The following is a 19396-nucleotide window of genomic DNA, read 5'->3' as shown; positions in this document are numbered from 1 at the left end:
GCCCTCGCGGGGCTGGATCGAAGAGGCCACCCGCACCCCGCGCAAGCGTGTTCGACAGGGGGCGGGACGGATCCTGCCCCGGCCCGTCCGCGACCGGTCAATCGGGCGCTGACCTGGGGCTATGGTCGGCCGCTGCCGGCTCGCCGACCGGCGGCAGGCGTCTGACCTGCATAAACCCTGAAAGGGGAGCTATAACAGCCTGATCACGTGATGGCATCGGGACGCTCCGCGCGTCCTTTCCGCCCGTGCGGGCGTGCCATCATCGAGCATCGATCGATACAGGAAGTCCGAGTCGGGAGGGCGCGTGGCGATGGAGGCCGGCCCTCGTGACACGGAGCGGGAGGCGGCGGAGCGACGGCTCGCCGCCGAGAGGCTCAACTCCGACCTGCCCGACGAGAGCGTCGTGACGCCCGAGGTCGAGGTCGAGCTCAGGCCGGCCCGCCGGCTGCGGATCTGGCAGCTCGCCCCGATCGTGGTCCTCGCCGCGATCGGCTCGCTGATGTTCGCGTTCCCGCTCGCCTTCGAGTTCGGCGACGGCGGGGCCGTCGTCGCCATGCTCGGCCTGCTGATCAGCGGCTGCGCCGCCGGCTGGGGCATGATGGCCGCCCGCCGGGTCGGCCACACCTGGCCCGGCCTGCCCGCCAGGGGCTCCGGCACCCGCCCCGACTGGCGGGTGATCGCGCTCTACGGGGTGCTCGTGCTCGCCCTCGTCGGCCTGGCCGTCTGGCGTGTGGCCCGCCTGCGCTGACCGCGCACACCCCGGCGCCCGTACAGTTGCTCTGTGAGCACCGAGCAGATCACCTTCTTCAAGGGTCACGGCACCGAGAACGACTTCGTGATCATTCCGGACCCGGACAACCGCCTCGACCTGCCCCCGGCCGCCGTCGCACGGCTCTGCGACCGCAGGGCCGGCATCGGCGGGGACGGGCTGCTGCACGTCGTGCGGTCCGCGGCCCACCCGGAGGCCCGCGCCATGGCGGACAGGACCGAGTGGTTCATGGACTACCGCAACGGCGACGGTTCGATCGCCGAGATGTGCGGCAACGGCGTGCGCGTCTTCGCCCGCCACCTCCAGCGCGCCGGGCTGGCCGAGGCGGGGGACCTCGCGATCGCGACCCGCGGCGGGATCAAGCGGGTGCACCTCGCCAAGAACGGCGACATCACCGTCTCCATGGGAGCGGCCGAGCTGCCCGCCGAGGGCGTCACCGTCACCGTGGACGGCCGGAGCTGGGAAGCGCGCAACGTCAACATGGGCAACCCGCACGCCGTCGCCTTCGTGGACGACCTGGCGCACGCCGGGAACCTCTTCGTCGAGCCCGCGTACGGTCCCGCGGCGGTCTACCCCGAAGGCGTCAACATCGAGTTCGTCGTCCGCCGGGGCACCCGTCACGTCGCGATGCGGGTGCACGAGCGCGGATCCGGCGAGACCCGCTCCTGCGGCACCGGTGCCTGCGCCGTCGCCGTCGCCTCGGCCCGCCGGGACGGCATCGACCCCGCGGTGACCGGAACGCCCGTCACGTACACCGTGGACCTGCCCGGCGGCACGCTGGTGATCACGGAACACCCGCACGGCGCCATCGACATGACCGGCCCCGCCGTCATCGTCGCCGAAGGGGTACTCGACGCGGAGTGGATCGAATCGCTGCTCGGACGATAACCCGACAACGTTTCGCTCGAACGGGTGATCCGCTTCACGCTGCGCGAGAGGCGGACTGCCCTGCGTGGTGGGGTCGGTAGCATCAAGCACCGGCCCGGGGACATCAAGGTCCGCCTCTCATCGCCGGTCGACGTCGCCGGAGGTGCCCATGAGTGCAGAGGCCGCCAGCCCAGGTTTCCCCGTCCGCAAACGCTCCCGCCCCCGGATCGATCTGCGCAGACTCGGCCGGGTGGCGCTCCTCGGCCCGGTCTCCCGGGGAAGGCTGCCGGACGCGATCGGCCATGTGGCGGAGGCGCACCGGGCGCATCACCCGGACGCCGATCTCTCCGTCCTGAGCCGCGCCTACGTCCTCGCCGAGTCCTCCCACCGCGGCCAGATGCGCAAGAGCGGCGAGCCCTACATCACCCACCCGCTCGCCGTGACGTTGATCCTCGCCGAACTCGGCGCCGAGACCACGACTCTGACGGCTTCTCTGCTCCACGACACGGTCGAGGACACCGAGGTGACGCTGGATCAGGTGCGCGAGGAGTTCGGCGAGGAGGTCAGTTATCTCGTCGACGGTGTAACGAAGTTGGAGAAGGTCGACTACGGCGACGCCGCCGAACCCGAGACCTTCCGCAAGATGCTCGTCGCCACCGGCAACGACGTCCGGGTCATGTCGATCAAACTCGCCGACCGCCTCCACAACATGCGCACCCTCGGCGTGATGCGCCCGGAGAAACAGGCGAGGATCGCCAAGGTCACCCGCGACGTCCTCATCCCGCTCGCCGAACGCCTCGGTGTGCAGGCACTGAAGACCGAGCTGGAAGACCTCGTCTTCGCCATCCTCCGCCCCGAGGAACACGCGCACACCCAGACACTGATCGCCGAGTCCGAGAGCGGGCAGAACCCTCTCGCCACCATCGCGCAGAACGTCCGCAGCACCCTGCGCGAGGCCGGCATCGCCGCCGAAGTCCTCATCAGACCACGCCACTTCGTCTCCGTGCACCGGGTCCGGATGAAACGGGGGGAGCTGCGTGGCACCGACTTCGGCAGGCTTCTGGTGCTGGTCGGCGAAGACGCGGACTGCTACGCGGTCCTCGGCGAACTCCACACCTGCTTCACCCCGGTGATCTCCGAGTTCAAGGACTTCGTCGCCGCCCCCAAGTTCAACCTGTACCAGTCGCTGCACACCGCGGTCGTCGGCCCGGGCGGCGCGGTCGCCGAAGTCCTCATCCGCACGCACCGGATGCACAAGGTCGCCGAGGCGGGCGTGGTCGCCCTCGGCAATCCTTACGCCCCCGACGCCACCGCCCCCGCCGGGGAGGAACCGGCCGACGGTGGACCGGCCGACGGCGAACGCGCCGATCCCACCCGGCCCGGATGGCTCTCCAGGCTGCTCGACTGGCAGGAGTCCGCGCCCGACCCGGACACCTTCTGGAGCACGCTCCGCGCCGACCTCGCCGAGGACCGCGAGATCACCGTCTTCCGCACCGACGGACGCACCCTCGTGCTCCCGGCCGGCGCCAGCTGCGTGGACGCCGCCTACGCGCAGTACGGCGACGGGGCGCACCGCTGTATCGGCGCGCGGGTCAACGGCCGCCTCGCGACGCTGGCCACCGCCCTGGGGGACGGCGACACCGTGCAGCTGCTGCTCGCCCGGGACACCGCCTCCGGCCCCTCCCGCGAATGGCTCGACCACGCCCGTACCCCCGCCGCGCGCATCGCGATCGCCGGCTGGTTCGACGCGCACCCGGAGGACGCCGCCTCGCAGGACGCCGAGGACGCGCGGTACGCCCCGTGCACCGACGGCCCGTACACCGACGGCCCGGCCGGTGCGGAGTCCGGCGGCAACGGGGACGCCGACGGGCCGGACTGGCCTCCGGCGCACTCCCGGGAGGCCCCGGCAGCCCGGGGCGCGGGCGACGGGGCCCCCGAAGGCCTGGTCACCCTGGTCGCGGAATCCTTCGGGCGCCCCCGGCTCCTCGCCGACCTCACGGAGGCGATCGCGACCGCCGACGCCGCCATCGTCTCCGCCACCGTCGAGCCGCCCAGCGAGCAACGGGTGCGGCACACCTACACGTTGCAACTCACCGACGCGGACGGGCTGCCCGCCCTGGTGCGAGCCATGCGGGACGTCGCCGGGGTCTACGACGTCAGCCGCGCCTGACGGGCCGGCGGGCGGGCGTCGGGCGACGCGCGTGCGTCGGGCCGACGGCGGACCGGGCGGCCCCGCCGCCGGGCGGTCCCGGTGGCCACCTCGTTCGGGTGGCCCGACCGCGCGTCGCCCCCCGGCGGGGCGCGGGCCGCTGATAGCGGTGATCCATGCCGCCCACCTCCCGCCGCCTGCGCACCGTCCTGCTGGCCGCCGCGTCGGCCGGCCTGATCGCCGCCGCACCGCCCGCCCCGCTCGGAAACGGCCCCCTCGGAATCGGGGACCGGCTCTTCCCGACGCTCGGCAACCCCGGCTACGACGTCCTCTCGTACGACATCGCCCTCGACTACGACGGCAGCAACACCGACCCGCTGGAAGCCGTCACCGACATCAGGGCACGTACCACCGAGCCGCTGGACCGGATCAACCTCGACTTCGCCCGGGGCGAAGTCCACTCGGTCGCGGTCAACGGGCTGGCCGCCCGGTTCACCGGCGAGGACGAGGACCTCGTCGTCACCCCGGTCGCGCCGCTGCCGGCCGGGGTGCCGGTGCGCATCACCGTCCGGCACACCAGCGACCCCGACCAGGGCACGGACAGCGGCGGGTGGGTCCGCACCGGCGACGGCCTCGCCCTCGCCGGACAGGCCGACGCCGCGCACCGGGTCTTCCCCTGCAACGACCATCCGGCCGACAAGGCGTACTTCACGTTCCGGATCACCACCCCCGAGCAGCTCACGGCCGTCGCCAACGGACTCCCGGCCGGGGAGCGCCACCGGGGCACCACGGTGACCAGGACGTTCCGCACCGAGCACCCGATGGCCACCGAGCTCGCCCAGGTCTCCCTCGGCACCTCCGCGATCCTGCACCGCGACGGCCCCGGGGGCCTGCCGCTGCGCGACGTCGTCCCGGCGGCCGACGCGGCGGTCCTGGAACCCTGGCTGAGCCGGACCCCCGGCCAGATGGAGTGGATGGAGCGGCAGGTCGGCCCGTACCCCTTCGAGACGTACGGGGTGCTGGTGGCCGATTCGGTCACCGGCTTCGAGCTGGAGACCCAGACCCTGTCGCTCTTCGAGCGCCGGCTCTTCACCGGCACCACGCACCCCGGGTGGTACGTCGACTCGGTCATGGTCCACGAGCTGGCGCACCAGTGGTTCGGCGACAGCGTCTCCCCGGCGTCCTGGTCCGACCTCTGGCTCAACGAGGGGCACGCGAGCTGGTACGAGGCCCGTTACGCGGCGGAGCGGGGCGGCCCGGCGCTGGAGCGGCGCATGCGGGACGCGTACACCCACTCCGACGGCTGGCGCGCGGCCGGCGGGCCCCCGGCCCGGCCCGCCCTGCCGACGGCCGGGCACAAGCTCGACCTGTTCCGGCCGGTGGTCTACGACGGCAGCGCCCTCGTGCTCTACGCGCTGCGCCAGGAGATCGGTGCCGAGGCCTTCGACCGGCTGGAGCGCGCGTGGGTGCGCAGGCATCGCGACGAGTCCGCCACCACGGCGGATTTCGTGCGGCTCGCGTCGCGCGAGGCCGGACGCGATCTCTCCGGGTTCCTGGACGGCTGGCTCTACGGGGCGAAGACCCCCGCGATGCCCGGCCACCCGGACTGGCACGGCGCCGCCCCGACGGCGACGGCCCCGGAGCCCGCTCCGACCACGACAGCTCCGGAGCCGGCTTCGCACACGGCCCCGCCGGCCGGCCGGCCGGCCCGGTCCGTGGCGCCACGGGGAAACCCGCATGACGGGCCCGGCGGGCGCATGCCAGTATCAGGGTCGGCAACGCGGCCAGGACCGGTGAATTCCCTCGGGAATCATCCGGGGGTGTGACGCGTTGTGACTGTCACCACGAGAAATCTTCGACGTAAGGATCCAATGACCTCCTCTTCTTCCCTTCCCCAGGACGCGCGGGACGCGCAGAGCGCCACGGAGTCCGCCTCCGCACGTGCCACCGAGAGCCTTCGGGCCGACGCCCTGATGGAAGAGGACGTCGCCTGGAGCCACGAGATCGACGGAGACCGGGACGGCGACCAGTTCGACCGCTCCGAGCGTGCCGCGCTGCGACGCGTGGCCGGCCTCTCCACCGAGCTCGAGGACGTCACCGAGGTCGAGTACCGGCAGCTCCGTCTGGAGCGTGTGGTGCTCGTCGGTGTGTGGACCTCCGGGACCGTGCACGACGCGGAGATCTCCCTCGCGGAGCTGGCCGCACTGGCCGAGACGGCGGGCGCCCAGGTGCTCGACGCCGTCTACCAGCGCCGCGACAAGCCGGACCCGGCCACGTACATCGGCTCCGGCAAGGCGCTGGAGCTGCGTGACATCGTGCTCGAATCCGGTGCCGACACCGTCGTCTGCGACGGTGAGCTCAGCCCCGGCCAGCTCATCCACCTCGAAGACGTCGTCAAGGTCAAGGTGGTCGACCGGACCGCGCTGATCCTCGACATCTTCGCCCAGCACGCCAAGTCCCGTGAGGGCAAGGCGCAGGTCTCCCTGGCGCAGATGCAGTACATGCTGCCGCGCCTGCGAGGCTGGGGTCAGTCGCTCTCCCGGCAGATGGGTGGCGGTGGCTCCAGCGGCGGTGGCGGCATGGCCACGCGTGGTCCCGGTGAGACCAAGATCGAGACCGACCGGCGCCGCATCCGCGAGAAGATGGCGAAGATGCGCCGGGAGATCGCGGAGATGAAGACCGGCCGCGAGATCAAGCGGCAGGAGCGCAAGCGCAACAAGGTGCCCTCGGTCGCCATCGCCGGTTACACCAACGCCGGCAAGTCCTCCCTGCTCAACCGGCTGACCGGGGCCGGCGTCCTGGTGGAGAACGCCCTGTTCGCCACCCTGGACCCGACCGTCCGCCGGGCCGAGACGCCCAGCGGCCGGCTCTACACCCTGGCCGACACCGTCGGGTTCGTACGCCACCTGCCGCACCACCTGGTCGAGGCGTTCCGCTCCACCATGGAGGAGGTCGGCGACTCCGACCTGATCCTGCACGTGGTGGACGGCTCGCACCCCGTCCCGGAGGAGCAGCTCGCCGCCGTCCGCGAGGTGATCCGGGAGGTCGGCGCCACCGGCGTCCCCGAGATCGTCGTGATCAACAAGGCGGACGCGGCCGACCCGCTGGTCCTGGCGCGGCTGATGCGCGCCGAGCGGCACGCCATCGCCGTCTCCGCCCGTACCGGCGCCGGGATCGACGAGCTGCTCGCGCTGATCGACGCCGAACTGCCCCGGCCGTCCGTGGAGATCGAGGCCCTGGTCCCGTACATCCAGGGCGCCCTGGTCTCGCGGGTGCACGCCGACGGCGAGGTGATCTCCGAGGAGCACACCGCGGAGGGCACCCTGCTCAAGGCCCGCGTCCACGAGGAACTCGCCGCGGAACTCGCGGTGTTCGTCCTCGCGGCCCACTGACCGCAGACCAGGCACCGGAGTCGCTCGCACCGGAGGCCCGGCCGCTCCCCCAGGGGAACGGCCGGGCCTCCGGCGTGAGGGCCACCGCGGTCACTGGCCCGCGTACTTCCGGCTCACCCCGTCGTAGACCGCCTTCGCCTCCTTGCCCAGGCGCGGTCCCGCGAGCCAGCCCGCCGTGACCGGGCCGATCGAGGTGTTCGAGAACAGGGCGGGCTTGCCGTCGGCGCCCTCGCCGACCCAGCCGCCGCCCGAGGCGCCCCCGGTCATCGTGCAGCCGATGCGGTACATCGTGGGCTGGTCCTGGAAGACCGAGAGCCGGCCCGGGGCGTCGTCGCACCGGAACGCCTTCTCCCCGTCGTACGGGGGAGCGGCCGGGTAGCCGGTCGCCGTCAGCGACGGGATCCCGGAGACCGCGGGCGCGTCGAAGTCGACCGCCAGCGCCGAGCCCACCGTCTCCTCGAGCGACTTGCCCGTCGCCCCCGTCTCCGGCGTCACGTGCAGCACGGCGAAGTCGTACGGGGCGCCCTGGCCGCCGGTGGACGCGCCCTGCGCGATCCACTGGTCCGAGGTGGAGGCCCAGTCGCTCCACCACACGCCGTACGGAGCGATCTCCTCCTTCGACGCGGTCTCCAGCTTCGCCGTCTCCATGCCGCTGTCGTTGTACCCGGGGACGAAGGCGATGTTGCGGTACCAGCCGCCCTCCTTGCCCGCGTGCACGCAATGCCCGGCGGTCCACACCAGGTTCGACTTGCCCGGGTGCGCCGGGTCCTTCACCACCGTGGCGGAGCAGACCATCGAGCCCTCCGGACCGTCGAACAGCAGCTTGCCGCTCTCCGGCACGCTGTCGTGGTACGGGGCCTGCGCCTCGACGGCCTCCCGGACGGCGGGTGTCGGGTCGGTCACGCCCTCGTCGCCGGAGATGTCGTCGGCGACGGGCTGCTCCGGGGCCGGGTCGGCGTCCCGCATCCGCTCCGGGTTCCAGAGGTTCTCGATGATCGGGTTGACGTAGTCCTTCGCCTCACGGAGCCACTGGTCCTTGTCCCAGTTCTTCCACTCGCCGTTCCGCCACTTGTCGAGATCGATCCCGTGCGCCTTGAGCCGGTCCTTCAACTCGTCCGGGATGACGATCTTCCCGTCCGACGACGCGGCGGCCGAACCGCTGGGCTCCTTGGCCGCGCCGTCGTCCTCCGGCCCGCAGGCGGTCGCGGTGAGGGCGAGTGCCGTCGCGAGGGCGGCGGCGGTCAGCACGGACGAGGACCTGCGGCGCCCGCCCCTTCCGTTCCGGGCGGCATCGATCGGGTGAATGGGTCGCATCTGGTGATCCCCCTGGGACTTCGTCGTTCGTCGCTGCTACGGCACTCCGGTCGCCCCGGTGTGCCCTGCCTGCCGGGCCTGCGGCTCCGCGTCGGGCGGGCCACGGGCGGCTCGTGAACGCCCCTTCCCCGGCGCCCGGTCGGGCAACGGCCCTATGCTGAGCGGCCTCTACTATGCCGGTGCTCCCGAAGACCGCGCCGGGCAGGGCCGCGGTTCCGCTCCGTCAGGACCGGCCGCCCGCAAGGATCTTCCGATTTACCCGTGATCCCCGGCCCATCGGCTCGTTGGTCCGTACGGGGGACACACGCTCGTAGTTCACCCGCGCACTCCGCCGCCGGGAGAACGTACTCCCGGGCGACCCGACGACGTGCAACGCAACCGTGAACGCAGGAGGATCAACAGCCGTGGCCGTGACCGAATCAGCACCGGCGGCCCTGCCCGCGGCGCACGAGGGCATTCTGCGCCGCCAGTCGCTGCGCGAGTCGGCGGCGCGCACCTACGCGCGCTCCCTGCCGATCGTGCCCGTGCGGGCACGCGGGCTGACCATCGAAGGCGCCGACGGCCGCAGATACCTCGACTGCCTCTCCGGCGCGGGCACCCTGGCGCTCGGCCACAACCACCCCGTGGTGCTGGAGGCCATCCGCAAGGTCATCGACTCCGGCGCACCGCTGCACGTCCTCGACCTCGCCACCCCCGTGAAGGACGCCTTCACCACCGAGCTGTTCGCCACGCTTCCGGGCGAACTCGCCCGCGACGCCCGCATCCAGTTCTGCGGACCCGCCGGAACCGACGCCGTCGAGGCCGCGTTCAAGCTGGTGCGCGCGGCCACCGGCCGCACCGGACTCCTCGCCTTCACCGGCGCCTACCACGGCATGACCTCCGGGGCGCTCGACGCGTCCGGCGGCGCCCAGGAGGTGCGCGTCACGCGTCTGCCCTTCCCGCAGGACTACCGCTGCCCCTTCGGGATCGGCGGGGACCGGGGCGCCGAGATCGCCGCCCACTGGACCCAGCACCTGCTGGACGATCCCAAGGGGGGTGTCCCCGCCCCGGCCGGCATGATCCTCGAACCCGTGCAGGGCGAGGGCGGGGTCAACCCCGCCCCCGACGCCTGGATGCGCCGGATGCGCCGGATCACGGCCGACCGCTCCATCCCGCTGATCGCCGACGAGGTGCAGACCGGCGTCGGCAGGACCGGCCGCTTCTGGGCGGTCGAGCACAGCGGGGTGGTCCCCGACGTGATGGTGCTCTCCAAGGCGATCGGCGGCTCGCTGCCCCTCGCGGTGATCGTCTACCGCTCCTCGCTCGACCTCTGGCAGCCCGGCGCCCACGCCGGCACCTTCCGCGGCAACCAGCTCGCCATGGCGGCGGGCGCGGCCACCCTGGCGTACGTCCGTGAGAACGGCCTGGCCGAACGCGCCGCCGTACTCGGCGAGCGCATGCTCGGCCGGCTCCGCGAGCTGGCCGGGCACCACCCCGCCATCGGGAACGTCCGGGGGCGCGGCCTGATGATCGGTGTCGAACTCGTCGACCCCGAGGCCGCCCCCGAACAGGACGGCGGCGCGCCCCCGCCCGACCCGGGTTTCGCCGTCGCCGTACAACAGGAGTGCCTGCGCCGCGGCCTCATCGTCGAGCTCGGCGGGCGCCACGACGCCGTCATCCGGCTGCTGCCGCCCCTCACCCTCACCGACGAACAGGCGACGGCGGTCCTCGACCGCCTCGCCGACGCGCTGCAAGCCGCAGAAGGCTCGCCGCACCGGCGGGCCGCCGCCGGGTCGCTCCGCTGACCCCGCAACCCCTCACAAGGAAGAAGCCGTGAACCCCACCCCCGCGCCCGAGGCCGACACCCCTCTCACCAGCCAGCTCCGAGGGCAGGAAGCGCCGCTCGGCCCGCGTACGGCCGAGGCGACGACCGTTCCCCGCCAGAAGGCCGGCCACCACGAGGACGAGGGCGCCCCGGCCCCGCACGCGGACCCGCTGGACGATCCGGACCCGTACCGCGCGGCCGACGTCGCGGGCGCCGAGAGCCTGCTGCGCTGCTGGGCGCGGGAGAGGGACCTGCCCCGCCCGGAGCGGGACACCCTGCGCATCCCCCTTCCGGCCAGCGGCACCGCCCTCCTCGTGCCGGTCCTGTACTGGTCGCCCACCGGACACCACCGCTTCGGGCCGCCCGTCCTCGAAGGCGCCCCCGCGGGATCGCCGTCCGCCGACGCGGTCACCGTCGCCGCCCTGCTCTGCCGCGAGGGGGACCGGCACGCCGCCGCCGAACTCGTGGGCCGGGTCGCCGACTCCGTACGCCACACCACCGCATTCCTCACCCAGCGGCGCCGTACGCCCGAGGAGCCCCCCGGCACCGACCCCTTCCTCGCCGCCGAGCAGTCCCTGCTCCACGGACACCCGCTCCACCCCACGCCCAAGAGCCGCGAAGGGCTCTCGGAGTCGGAGGCCCGGCTCTACTCGCCCGAACTCCACGGCAGCTTCCCGCTCCACTGGATGGCCGTCGACCGCTGCGTGCTCGCCACCGACTCCGCCTGGACCCGCGACGGCCGCCCGGTCACCGCCGAGGAGCTCATCGCCCCGCTCACCGACGGGCTGCGCCTGCCCGAGGGCACGGTCGCCCTGCCGGTCCACCCCTGGCAGGCCGAAGAGCTGCGGCGCCGCACCGAGGTCACCGAACTCCTGGACGCGGGCCTCCTGCACGACCTCGGCGAGGCGGGCGGACGCTGGCACCCCACCTCCTCGGTGCGGACCGTCTACCGGCCGGGCGCCGGCGTCATGCTCAAGCTCTCGCTGGGGGTACGCATCACCAACTCCCGCCGGGAGAACCTCCGCAAGGAGCTCCACCGGGGCACGGAGGTGCACCGGCTCCTCAGCGGCGGCCTGTCCGCCGACTGGCGCCGGGCCCACCCCGGGTTCGACATCGTCCGCGACCCGGCGTGGCTCGCCGTCGACAGCAAGGACGGCAACCCGGTCCAGGGACTCGACGTGGTCCTGCGTGACAACCCCTTCGGCCCGCACGACGACGCCCTCTGCGTCGCGGGCCTCACCGCCGTCCGGCCCCGGCGAGGCCGCACCGCGATGCGCTCACGCCTGGCGGAGACGGTCTCCCGGCTCGCCGAGCGCACCGGACGCACCGTCGGCGCCGTCGGCGCGGAGTGGTTCCTGCGCTACCTCGACCGCGTCGTACGCCCCGTCCTCTGGCTCGACGCGAACGCCGGGGTGGCGCTGGAGGCCCATCAGCAGAACACCCTCGTGGTGCTCGACGCGGACGGCTGGCCCGTGGGCGGCCGGTACCGCGACAACCAGGGGTACTACTTCCGCGAGTCCCACCGGGACGCGCTCGACCGCCGGCTGCCCGGTATCGGGAGCGCGAGCGACACCTTCGTCTCCGACGCCGTCACCGACGAACGGTTCGCCTACTACCTCGGCATCAACAACGTCCTCGGGCTGATCGGCGCCTTCGGCTCCCAGCACCTCGCCGACGAACGCCTCCTGCTCGACGCGTTCCGCCGCTTCCTGCGCTCCACCGCTCCGATGGGCTCGCCCCTTCCCGCGTACCTCCTGGAGACCACCCGGCTGCGCTGCAAGGCGAATCTGCTGACCCGGCTGAACGGCATGGACGAACTCGTCGGTCCCGTCGACACCCAGTCCGTGTACGTCACCATCACCAACCCGTTGCATTCCTGACCGCACGGCACCTACGGGACCCGGGCCCGGGTCCCCGCCCGCTCGCCGACCGGGGAGTCCCGGCCCGAAGCCCGGGCCGGGACTCCCGCCGGTTCGGAAGAGGCCCGGGCACCGGACCCGCCGGTACCCAGGAGAGGAGAACGCCGCTGTGCCATCCGCCGAGACGCCCGGGAACCGGGCAGCCGGAACGGTTTCACGGAAGGCCGCCGACGGACAAGATCCCAGGATGACGAGAGCGGAGGACGCCAGGACCACCGGCGGGGCGGGCCGAAGACCCGCCCCGGCCACCGCCGTCGAGGACACCCTGGACCTGCGTCTCACCGAGGAACTGCTCGCCCTGTTCGCCGCGGACACCCCGCCCGCCGACGGTCCCGCCGCCTCGCCGTTGCTGGACGCGCCCGGCGGCTGGCGCCCCGTCACCACCCCCAGCGGGATCTTCCAGCTCGTCCCCGTACGGCTCGAGCGCGACCTCGCCGTCGTCACCCGCTGGATGAACGATCCGGCCGTCGCCGCCTTCTGGGAGCTCGCCGGGCCCGAGGAGATCACCGCGCGCCATCTCGCCGCGCAACTCGAAGGCGACGGGCGGAGCGTCCCGTGCCTGGGTGTACTCGACGGCAGGGCGATGAGCTACTGGGAGATCTACCGCGCCGACCTCGACCCGCTCGCCCGCCACTACCCCGCCCGCCCCCACGACACCGGGGTGCACCTGCTGATCGGGGGGGTCACCGACCGGGGCCGGCGGGCCGGCACCACCCTGCTGCGCGCGGTGGCCGACCTCGTGTTCGACCACCGTCCCTCCTGCGCACGCGTCGTCGCGGAACCCGACCTGCGCAACACCCCTTCCGTCTCGGCCTTTCTGAGCGCCGGATTCCGTTTCTCCGCCGAACTCGAACTGCCCGAGAAGAAGGCCGCCCTGATGGTCCGCGACCGAGCCCACCGAGACCACCTGTGAAGAACACGCCGAAGCACGCACACCGCTCGAACCCCATCGGTTCCGTCCCGAGGAGTCCCCGTGCAGAAATATCCCGTGAGCCCTGAACCGGCGGGGCGCCAGCAGCTCCCGGACCGCCCGGAACTGAACAGAGCCGTCTGGGACCGGGTCGCGGCCCGGCTGCTCGCGAAGATGCTCGGCGAGTTCGCCTACGAGGAGATCCTCACGCCGCTCCCGCAGCAGCCGCCGGTCACCACGGACGGCACCGGCGAACCGTACGTCCTGCTCCTCGACGACGGTGCCGCCCTCGCCTTCCGGGCCCGCCGCGGGGTGTACGGCAGCTGGCGCGTCGATCCCTCCTCGGTCCGCGAGACACCCCGGCCGGAGGATGGCGAAGAAGATGCGGGCGGCCCGGCGCAGGGGCGGCCGTTCCGCGACCCGCTGCTCTTCCTCACCCGCGCCCGCGGCCTCCTCCGCCTGGACGGCGCCACCCTCGGGCACCTCGTTCGCGAACTCACCAGCACCCTGGCCTCCGACGCGCACCTCGCCCACACCGCCCTCGGCGCGGGCGAACTCGCCGAACTCGGCTACGCCGAACTCGAAGGCCACCAGACCGGCCACCCGTGGCTCGTCGCCAACAAGGGCCGTCTCGGTTTCTCCGCCCGCGACGCCGCCCGCTTCAACCCGGAGGCGCGGGCCACCACCACCCTCCCGTGGATCGCCGTCAGCACCCGGATCGCCGGCTACCGCGGCGTACCCGCGCTCGCCACCCCCGACCAGTTGTACGCCCGCGAGCTCGACCCCTCGGTACGGGAGGCCTTCGCGGCCCGGCTCGCCGACCGCGGGCTGGACCCGAGCGCGTACGTCTATCTGCCGGTCCACCCCTGGCAGTGGGACGAGTGGATCGTGCCGCTCTACGCCCCCGCCATCGCCGCGGACGACATCGTCCCCCTGCACGACGACGGCGATCTGCGGCTGCCGCAGCAGTCCATCCGGACCTTCGCCAACGTGGGGCGCCCCGAGCGCTTCACGGTGAAGCTCCCGTTGTCGATCTTCAACACCCTCGTCTGGCGGGGACTGCCCACCGAGCGCACCCTCGCCGCCCCCGCCGTCACCGGCTGGGTCCAGGGGCTCTGCGACTCCGACCCCTTCCTGCGCGACACCTGCGCGGTGATCCTGCTCGGCGAGGTCGCCTCCGTGGCGGTGGAACACCCGCTCTACGACCGGCTGCCCGAAGTGCCGTACCAGTTCAAGGAGATCCTCGGCGCGATCTGGCGCGAGCCGCTGCCGCCGAGGCTGGCGGCCGGGGAGCGGGCCCGTACCCTCGCCTCCCTCCTGCACACCGACCCCGACGGCCGCGCCTTCACCGCCGAACTGGTCGAACGCTCCGGGCTGGCCCCCCGCGACTGGCTGGTCCGCCTCTTCTCCGCCCTGCTCCCGCCGCTCCTGCACTTCCTCTACCGGTACGGGACCGTGTTCTCACCGCACGGCGAGAACGCCATCGTGGTCTTCGACGAACGGGACGTGCCCGTCCGGCTCGCGATCAAGGACTTCGTCGACGACGTCAACATCAGCGCCCACCCGCTGCCCGAACACGCCACCATGCCCGCGGAGGTGCGCGCCGTCCTGCTGACCGAGGAGCCCTGCTTCCTCACCCAGTTCATCCACTCCGGGCTCTTCGTCGGCGTCTTCCGCTACCTGTCGCCGCTCTGCGAGGAGCAGCTGGGGGTTACCGAGGGTGAATTCTGGTCACTCGTCCGGGCCGAGGTCCTGCGCCACCACGCCCGGTTTCCCGAGCTCAAGGACCGGTTCGAGATGTTCGACATGCTGACGCCGGAGATCGAGCGCCTCTGTCTCAACCGCAACCGCCTGCTGGTGGACGGCTACCGGGACCGCCCGGACCGCCCGCACGCGGCCGTCCACGGCCTGGTCCCGAATCCGCTGCACTTCGCCGGATCCGTCCAGGAGTGATCCGCACGATCCGTCCCGGAGCGATCCGCCGGTCCGTCCGGGAGTGAGCGCCGCTGTCACTGTCGCGCCGTAGGCTGGTGCGGCTATGACGAAGCCATCCCTCACCGAGCTCCTCCACGCCGCCGTCTCCGCCGTCGGCGGTTCGGAACGGCCCGGCCAGGCCGCGATGGCCGAGGCCGTCGCCGGGGCCGTGGACGACAACTCCCACCTCCTGGTCCAGGCCGGCACGGGCACGGGCAAGTCCCTCGGCTATCTCGTCCCCGCGCTGGCGCACGGGGAGCGGGTCGTGGTCGCGACGGCCACGCTCGCCCTCCAGCGCCAGCTCGTGGAGCGGGACCTGCCGCGCACCGTGGAGGCGTTGCACCCGCTGCTGCGCCGCCGCCCCCAGTACGCGATGCTCAAGGGCCGCTCCAACTACCTCTGCCTGCACCGTCTCCACGAGGGCATGCCGCAGGACGAGGAGGAGGGGCTCTTCGACCAGTTCGAGGCGGCGGCGCCGTCCAGCAAGCTGGGCCAGGACCTCCTCCGGCTGCGGGACTGGTCGGACGAGACCGAGTCCGGCGACCGCGACGACCTGACCCCCGGTGTCTCGGACCGTGCCTGGGCCCAGGTCTCCGTCTCCTCCCGGGAGTGCCTGGGCGCGTCGAAGTGCGCGTACGGCGCCGAGTGCTTCGCGGAGTCCGCCCGGGAGCGGGCGAAGCTGGCCGACGTCGTGGTCACCAACCACGCCCTGCTCGCCATCGACGCCATCGAAGGCGCGCCGGTGCTCCCGTCGCACGAGGTGCTCATCGTCGACGAGGCGCACGAACTGGTCTCGCGGGTCACCGGCGTGGCGACCGGCGAGCTCACGCCCGGCCAGGTCAACCGCGCGGTGCGCCGCGCCGCCAGACTGGTCAACGAGAAGGCGGCCGACGCGCTCCAGACCGCGTCCGAGGGGTTCGAGCGCGTCATGGAGCTGGCCCTGCCCGGCCGGCTCGAAGAGGTCCCCGAGGACCTCGACCACGCGCTGATGGCGCTGCGCGACGCCGCCCGCACGGTGATCTCCGCGCTCGGCTCCACCCGTGACAAGTCCGTCACGGACGAGGACGCGGTGCGCAAGCAGGCGATGGCCTCCGTGGAGTCGGTCCACGCGGTGGCCGAGCGGATCACCCAGCACTCCGAATGGGACGTCGTCTGGTACGAACGGCACGACCGGTTCGGCGCGTCCGTGCGGGTGGCGCCGCTCTCCGTCTCGGGGCTGCTGCGCGAGAAGCTCTTCGCCGAACGCTCGGTGGTGCTCACCTCGGCCACCCTGAAGCTCGGCGGGGACTTCAACGGCGTCGGGGCCTCTCTGGGCCTCGCCCCCGAGGGCACCGCGGGGGAGGACGTCCCGCAGTGGAAGGGGCTGGACGTCGGCTCGCCCTTCGACTACCCGAAGCAGGGCATCCTCTACGTCGCCCGCCACCTGGCCACCCCCGGCCGGGAGGGCTCGCGCACCGACATGCTGGACGAGCTGGCCGAGCTGATGGAGGCCGCGGGCGGGCGCACGCTCGGGCTGTTCTCCTCGATGCGTGCGGCCCAGGCGGCGGCGGAGGTGCTGCGCGAGCGGCTGGAGAAGCCGATCCTGCTGCAGGGCGAGGAGACCCTCGGCGAGCTGATCAAGAACTTCGCGGCCGACCCGGAGACCTGCCTCTTCGGCACCCTGTCGCTCTGGCAGGGAGTCGACGTGCCGGGCGCGAGCTGCCAGCTCGTGGTCATGGACCGCATCCCCTTCCCCCGGCCCGACGACCCGCTGATGAGTGCTCGCTCGAAGGCGGTCGAGCAGGCGGGCGGGAACGGCTTCATGGCGGTCGCCGCCACCCATGCCGCGCTGCTGATGGCGCAGGGCGCGGGCCGGCTCGTCCGGGCCACCGGCGACAAGGGCGTCGTGGCGGTCCTGGACCCCCGTCTCGCCAACGCCCGGTACGGCAGCTATCTGCGGGCCTCGCTGCCCGACTTCTGGTACACCACGGACCGCAACCAGGTCCGCCGGTCCCTGGCGGCGATCGACGCGGCGGCGAAGGCCGAGGGGCGCTGACCTCCGGCGCGCGGACCGCGCCGCTCCGTGCACCGGGGTGCCTGAGCTTCTCGCGGACCCTGCGTCCGCCGCGCGCCGCCCGAGCGCTGGGCCCCGACCCGCTTACGGGGCCCGGCGCGGGCCCATGAGCGGGCCCGCGCAGCACAGAGCCCCGGTGGGGCCGCCCGTACGTCTTCGGGGGGTTCACCGGGGCTCTGTGCGCCAGGGCCGGGTCTTCCGGGGTAGGTTGCCGAGCAGCGGCTCAGACGCGCCGCAGCACCGCCACGACCTTGCCGAGAATGGTGGCCTCGTCACCGGGGATCGGCTGGTACGCGGCGTTGTGCGGGAGCAGCCAGACGTGGCCGTCCTCGCGGCGGAACCGCTTGACCGTGGCCTCGCCCTCCAGCATGGCGGCGACGATGTCGCCGTTCTCGGCGACCGGCTGGCGGCGTACAGTGACCCAGTCGCCGTCGCAGATCGCGGCTTCGATCATGGAGTCGCCGACGACCTTCAGCACGAACAGCTCGCCGTCACCGACCAGTTGGCGCGGGAGCGGGAAGACGTCCTCCACCGACTCCTCAGCGAGGATCGGACCACCGGCCGCGATCCGGCCGACCAGAGGGACGTACGAGGCGGCGGGCTTGCCGGTCGTGTCCGTCTGCTGCGAGATGGGCTGGTCCGAGCCCCGGACTTCGTACGCCCTCGGGCGGTGCGGATCTCTGCGCAGGAAACCCTTGCGCTCCAGGGCCATGAGCTGGTGGGCCACCGACGAAGTGCTGGACAGGCCGACGGCCTGCCCGATCTCCCGCATCGACGGTGGGTAGCCCCGGCGCTGCACCGAGTCGCGGATGACTTCGATGACCCGCCGCTGTCGGTCGGTGAGGCCCGAACTGTCTGCCCGGATGCCAGGGGGGCGCCCGGGCAAGGAGCGCGCGGCCCTGGGGGGCTCCGGCCCGTCCGGGTTCGTGACAGAGTCATTCATTGCATGCACCGGCTCAGGTCGGCTCGGAGAGCGGTGGTCCCGGGCAGTGATCGTGGCACTGTCGGCGCTGGTGGTCACATCGGCCCCTCTCGAAATGTTCTCCCTGGCTGGCACAACGGTAGTAGCTTTCGAAAGGTTGCGCCAAACACACGTTCGAGTGAAAAACGAATAAAGGCCTGCCGTGCCTTTGTGGCCGGGTGTATGCGCTCGAGTGCGGGCGGCTCGTGAATTCGGTTCATAACGGTACCGCCGCATTTTTCGCCCCGTGGTCGCGGGGTCCTCCGCGGGCCTCTCCTCGGCGCGCCCGCCGGTGCGCCCGGGGCTGTGCGCGAGAGCCGCCCCGGAGGTCCCGCCGGCCCCCCGTGGGCGCGTCGGAAGGGGTGCCACCCGGCGTCCCGGGGTGCGGGCGTTTCCCGTACTCTCGTGCCTTGGCCGTGCCCGGCCCGGGTGTCCCGGGCCGGTCCGACACGCCTGGGGCCGAAACCGAGTGAAACCCTAGATCTAGTGGTTGGATGGCCCGGGTCGCCCAGAGGTTGTGGTCCCCGGTCCGGACAAGCGCCGGGAATCCCCTATGCTGGTGACTGCTTCGAAGGGCCCCGCCAGGGCGCTGTGAGGCTTACTACTCGTGCCGTGAAGGAGGCTTGGGAACCATGCACTGCCCCTTCTGCAGGCACCCCGACAGCAGGGTCGTCGACAGTCGCACGACGGACGACGGCACGTCGATCCGGCGCCGCAGGCAGTGCCCCGACTGCTCCCGCCGGTTCACCACGGTGGAGACCTGCTCGCTCATGGTCGTCAAGCGCAGCGGGGTGACCGAACCCTTCAGTCGCACCAAGGTCATCTCCGGCGTCCGCAAGGCGTGCCAGGGGCGGCCGGTCACCGAGGACGCTCTCGCCAAGCTCGGCCAGCGGGTCGAGGAGGCGGTGCGCGCCACCGGGAGCGCCGAGCTGACGACCCACGACGTGGGGCTGGCCATACTCGGCCCCCTGCGGGAACTCGACCTCGTCGCGTACCTGCGCTTCGCGTCCGTGTACCGGGCGTTCGACTCGCTCGAAGACTTCGAGGCCGCCATCGCGGAACTGCGCGAACGGCGGCTTCCCGCCGGAGAGGGCGGGGAGACCCCAGAGGTCCCCGCTCCCTCCGTTCCCGCCCACTGAGTGGTACACGCCCTCCGGCTGAGGTCTGCCGGTCGGCGACAGGGTGGTCCACAGACCTGCTTCCGGCGCCGAGGGTGGCGTCCGGAGCACCAGACACAGCACCGTGCCCCGGGAAGAACTGGGCACTTCAGGGCGTTTTTGCCCA

13 protein-coding genes are annotated in these 19396 nt (G+C 72.7%); 11 read left to right on the top strand and 2 right to left on the bottom strand.

The genetic code is table 11. The features are described from left to right. The first annotated feature begins 310 nt into the window (after window positions 1-310). From ACFZAX_RS02385 to hflX, 5 genes are all read left to right on the top strand, one after another. A complete protein-coding gene (locus ACFZAX_RS02385) occupies window positions 311-748 on the top strand; it encodes a hypothetical protein (RefSeq protein ID WP_390958408.1) in 438 nt (145 codons plus the stop codon). 33 nt (window positions 749-781) lie between these two features. Further along, entirely contained in the window at window positions 782-1657 is an 876-nt protein-coding gene (gene dapF / locus ACFZAX_RS02380) for a diaminopimelate epimerase (RefSeq protein WP_390958242.1), read from the top strand. Between the two features lie 148 nt (window positions 1658-1805). Continuing rightward, on the top strand, window positions 1806-3806 hold the full coding sequence (locus tag ACFZAX_RS02375) for an HD domain-containing protein (protein WP_390958241.1): 2001 nt from the start codon (window positions 1806-1808) through the stop codon (window positions 3804-3806). Window positions 3807-3961: 155 nt separating this feature from the next. Next, the gene (locus tag ACFZAX_RS02370; protein ID WP_390958239.1) at window positions 3962-5611 is read left to right on the top strand and encodes a M1 family aminopeptidase; all 1650 of its coding nucleotides are present in this window, start codon (window positions 3962-3964) and stop codon (window positions 5609-5611) included. A gap of 45 nt (window positions 5612-5656) precedes the next feature. After that, window positions 5657-7177 (top strand): GTPase HflX, encoded by a 1521-nt coding sequence (hflX, locus tag ACFZAX_RS02365; RefSeq protein ID WP_390958237.1) that lies wholly within the window; start codon window positions 5657-5659, stop codon window positions 7175-7177. A gap of 90 nt (window positions 7178-7267) precedes the next feature. On the opposite strand, the gene ACFZAX_RS02360 is transcribed toward hflX, so the two are convergent. After that, window positions 7268-8491 carry a trypsin-like serine peptidase gene (locus ACFZAX_RS02360; protein WP_390958235.1) on the bottom strand — a complete coding sequence of 408 codons (1224 nt, stop codon included), beginning with the start codon at window positions 8489-8491 and terminating at the stop codon, window positions 7268-7270. A gap of 404 nt (window positions 8492-8895) precedes the next feature. Between ACFZAX_RS02360 and ACFZAX_RS02355 the strand changes: the two genes are divergently transcribed. The 5 genes from ACFZAX_RS02355 to ACFZAX_RS02335 all read left to right on the top strand — a co-directional run bounded on the left by ACFZAX_RS02355 (window position 8896) and on the right by ACFZAX_RS02335 (window position 17133). Beyond that, window positions 8896-10275: a diaminobutyrate--2-oxoglutarate transaminase family protein gene (locus ACFZAX_RS02355; RefSeq protein WP_390958233.1), complete on the top strand. Its 1380-nt coding sequence runs from the start codon at window positions 8896-8898 to the stop codon at window positions 10273-10275. A gap of 28 nt (window positions 10276-10303) precedes the next feature. Further along, a complete protein-coding gene (locus ACFZAX_RS02350; RefSeq protein WP_390958232.1) occupies window positions 10304-12175 on the top strand; it encodes an IucA/IucC family protein in 1872 nt (623 codons plus the stop codon). Between the two features lie 226 nt (window positions 12176-12401). Then, window positions 12402-13127, top strand: a complete 726-nt coding sequence (locus ACFZAX_RS02345) for a GNAT family N-acetyltransferase (protein WP_390958230.1) — start codon at window positions 12402-12404, stop codon at window positions 13125-13127. Between the two features lie 60 nt (window positions 13128-13187). Then, a complete protein-coding gene (locus tag ACFZAX_RS02340; protein WP_390958228.1) occupies window positions 13188-15077 on the top strand; it encodes an IucA/IucC family protein in 1890 nt (629 codons plus the stop codon). 85 nt (window positions 15078-15162) lie between these two features. Next, window positions 15163-17133 (top strand): helicase C-terminal domain-containing protein, encoded by a 1971-nt coding sequence (locus tag ACFZAX_RS02335; protein WP_390958226.1) that lies wholly within the window; start codon window positions 15163-15165, stop codon window positions 17131-17133. Between the two features lie 241 nt (window positions 17134-17374). On the opposite strand, the gene lexA is transcribed toward ACFZAX_RS02335, so the two are convergent. Then, entirely contained in the window at window positions 17375-18172 is a 798-nt protein-coding gene (gene lexA / locus ACFZAX_RS02330) for a transcriptional repressor LexA (RefSeq protein ID WP_386888532.1), read from the bottom strand. Between the two features lie 572 nt (window positions 18173-18744). Between lexA and nrdR the strand changes: the two genes are divergently transcribed. Further along, entirely contained in the window at window positions 18745-19251 is a 507-nt protein-coding gene (gene nrdR / locus ACFZAX_RS02325) for a transcriptional regulator NrdR (RefSeq protein ID WP_327178357.1), read from the top strand. Window positions 19252-19396 lie beyond the last annotated feature (145 nt).

Origin of the sequence: Streptomyces sp. NPDC008125 (genome assembly GCF_042957125.1) — a bacterium.
Taxonomy (GTDB): domain Bacteria; phylum Actinomycetota; class Actinomycetes; order Streptomycetales; family Streptomycetaceae; genus Streptomyces.
This window is presented reverse-complemented; position numbering and strand designations above follow the sequence as displayed.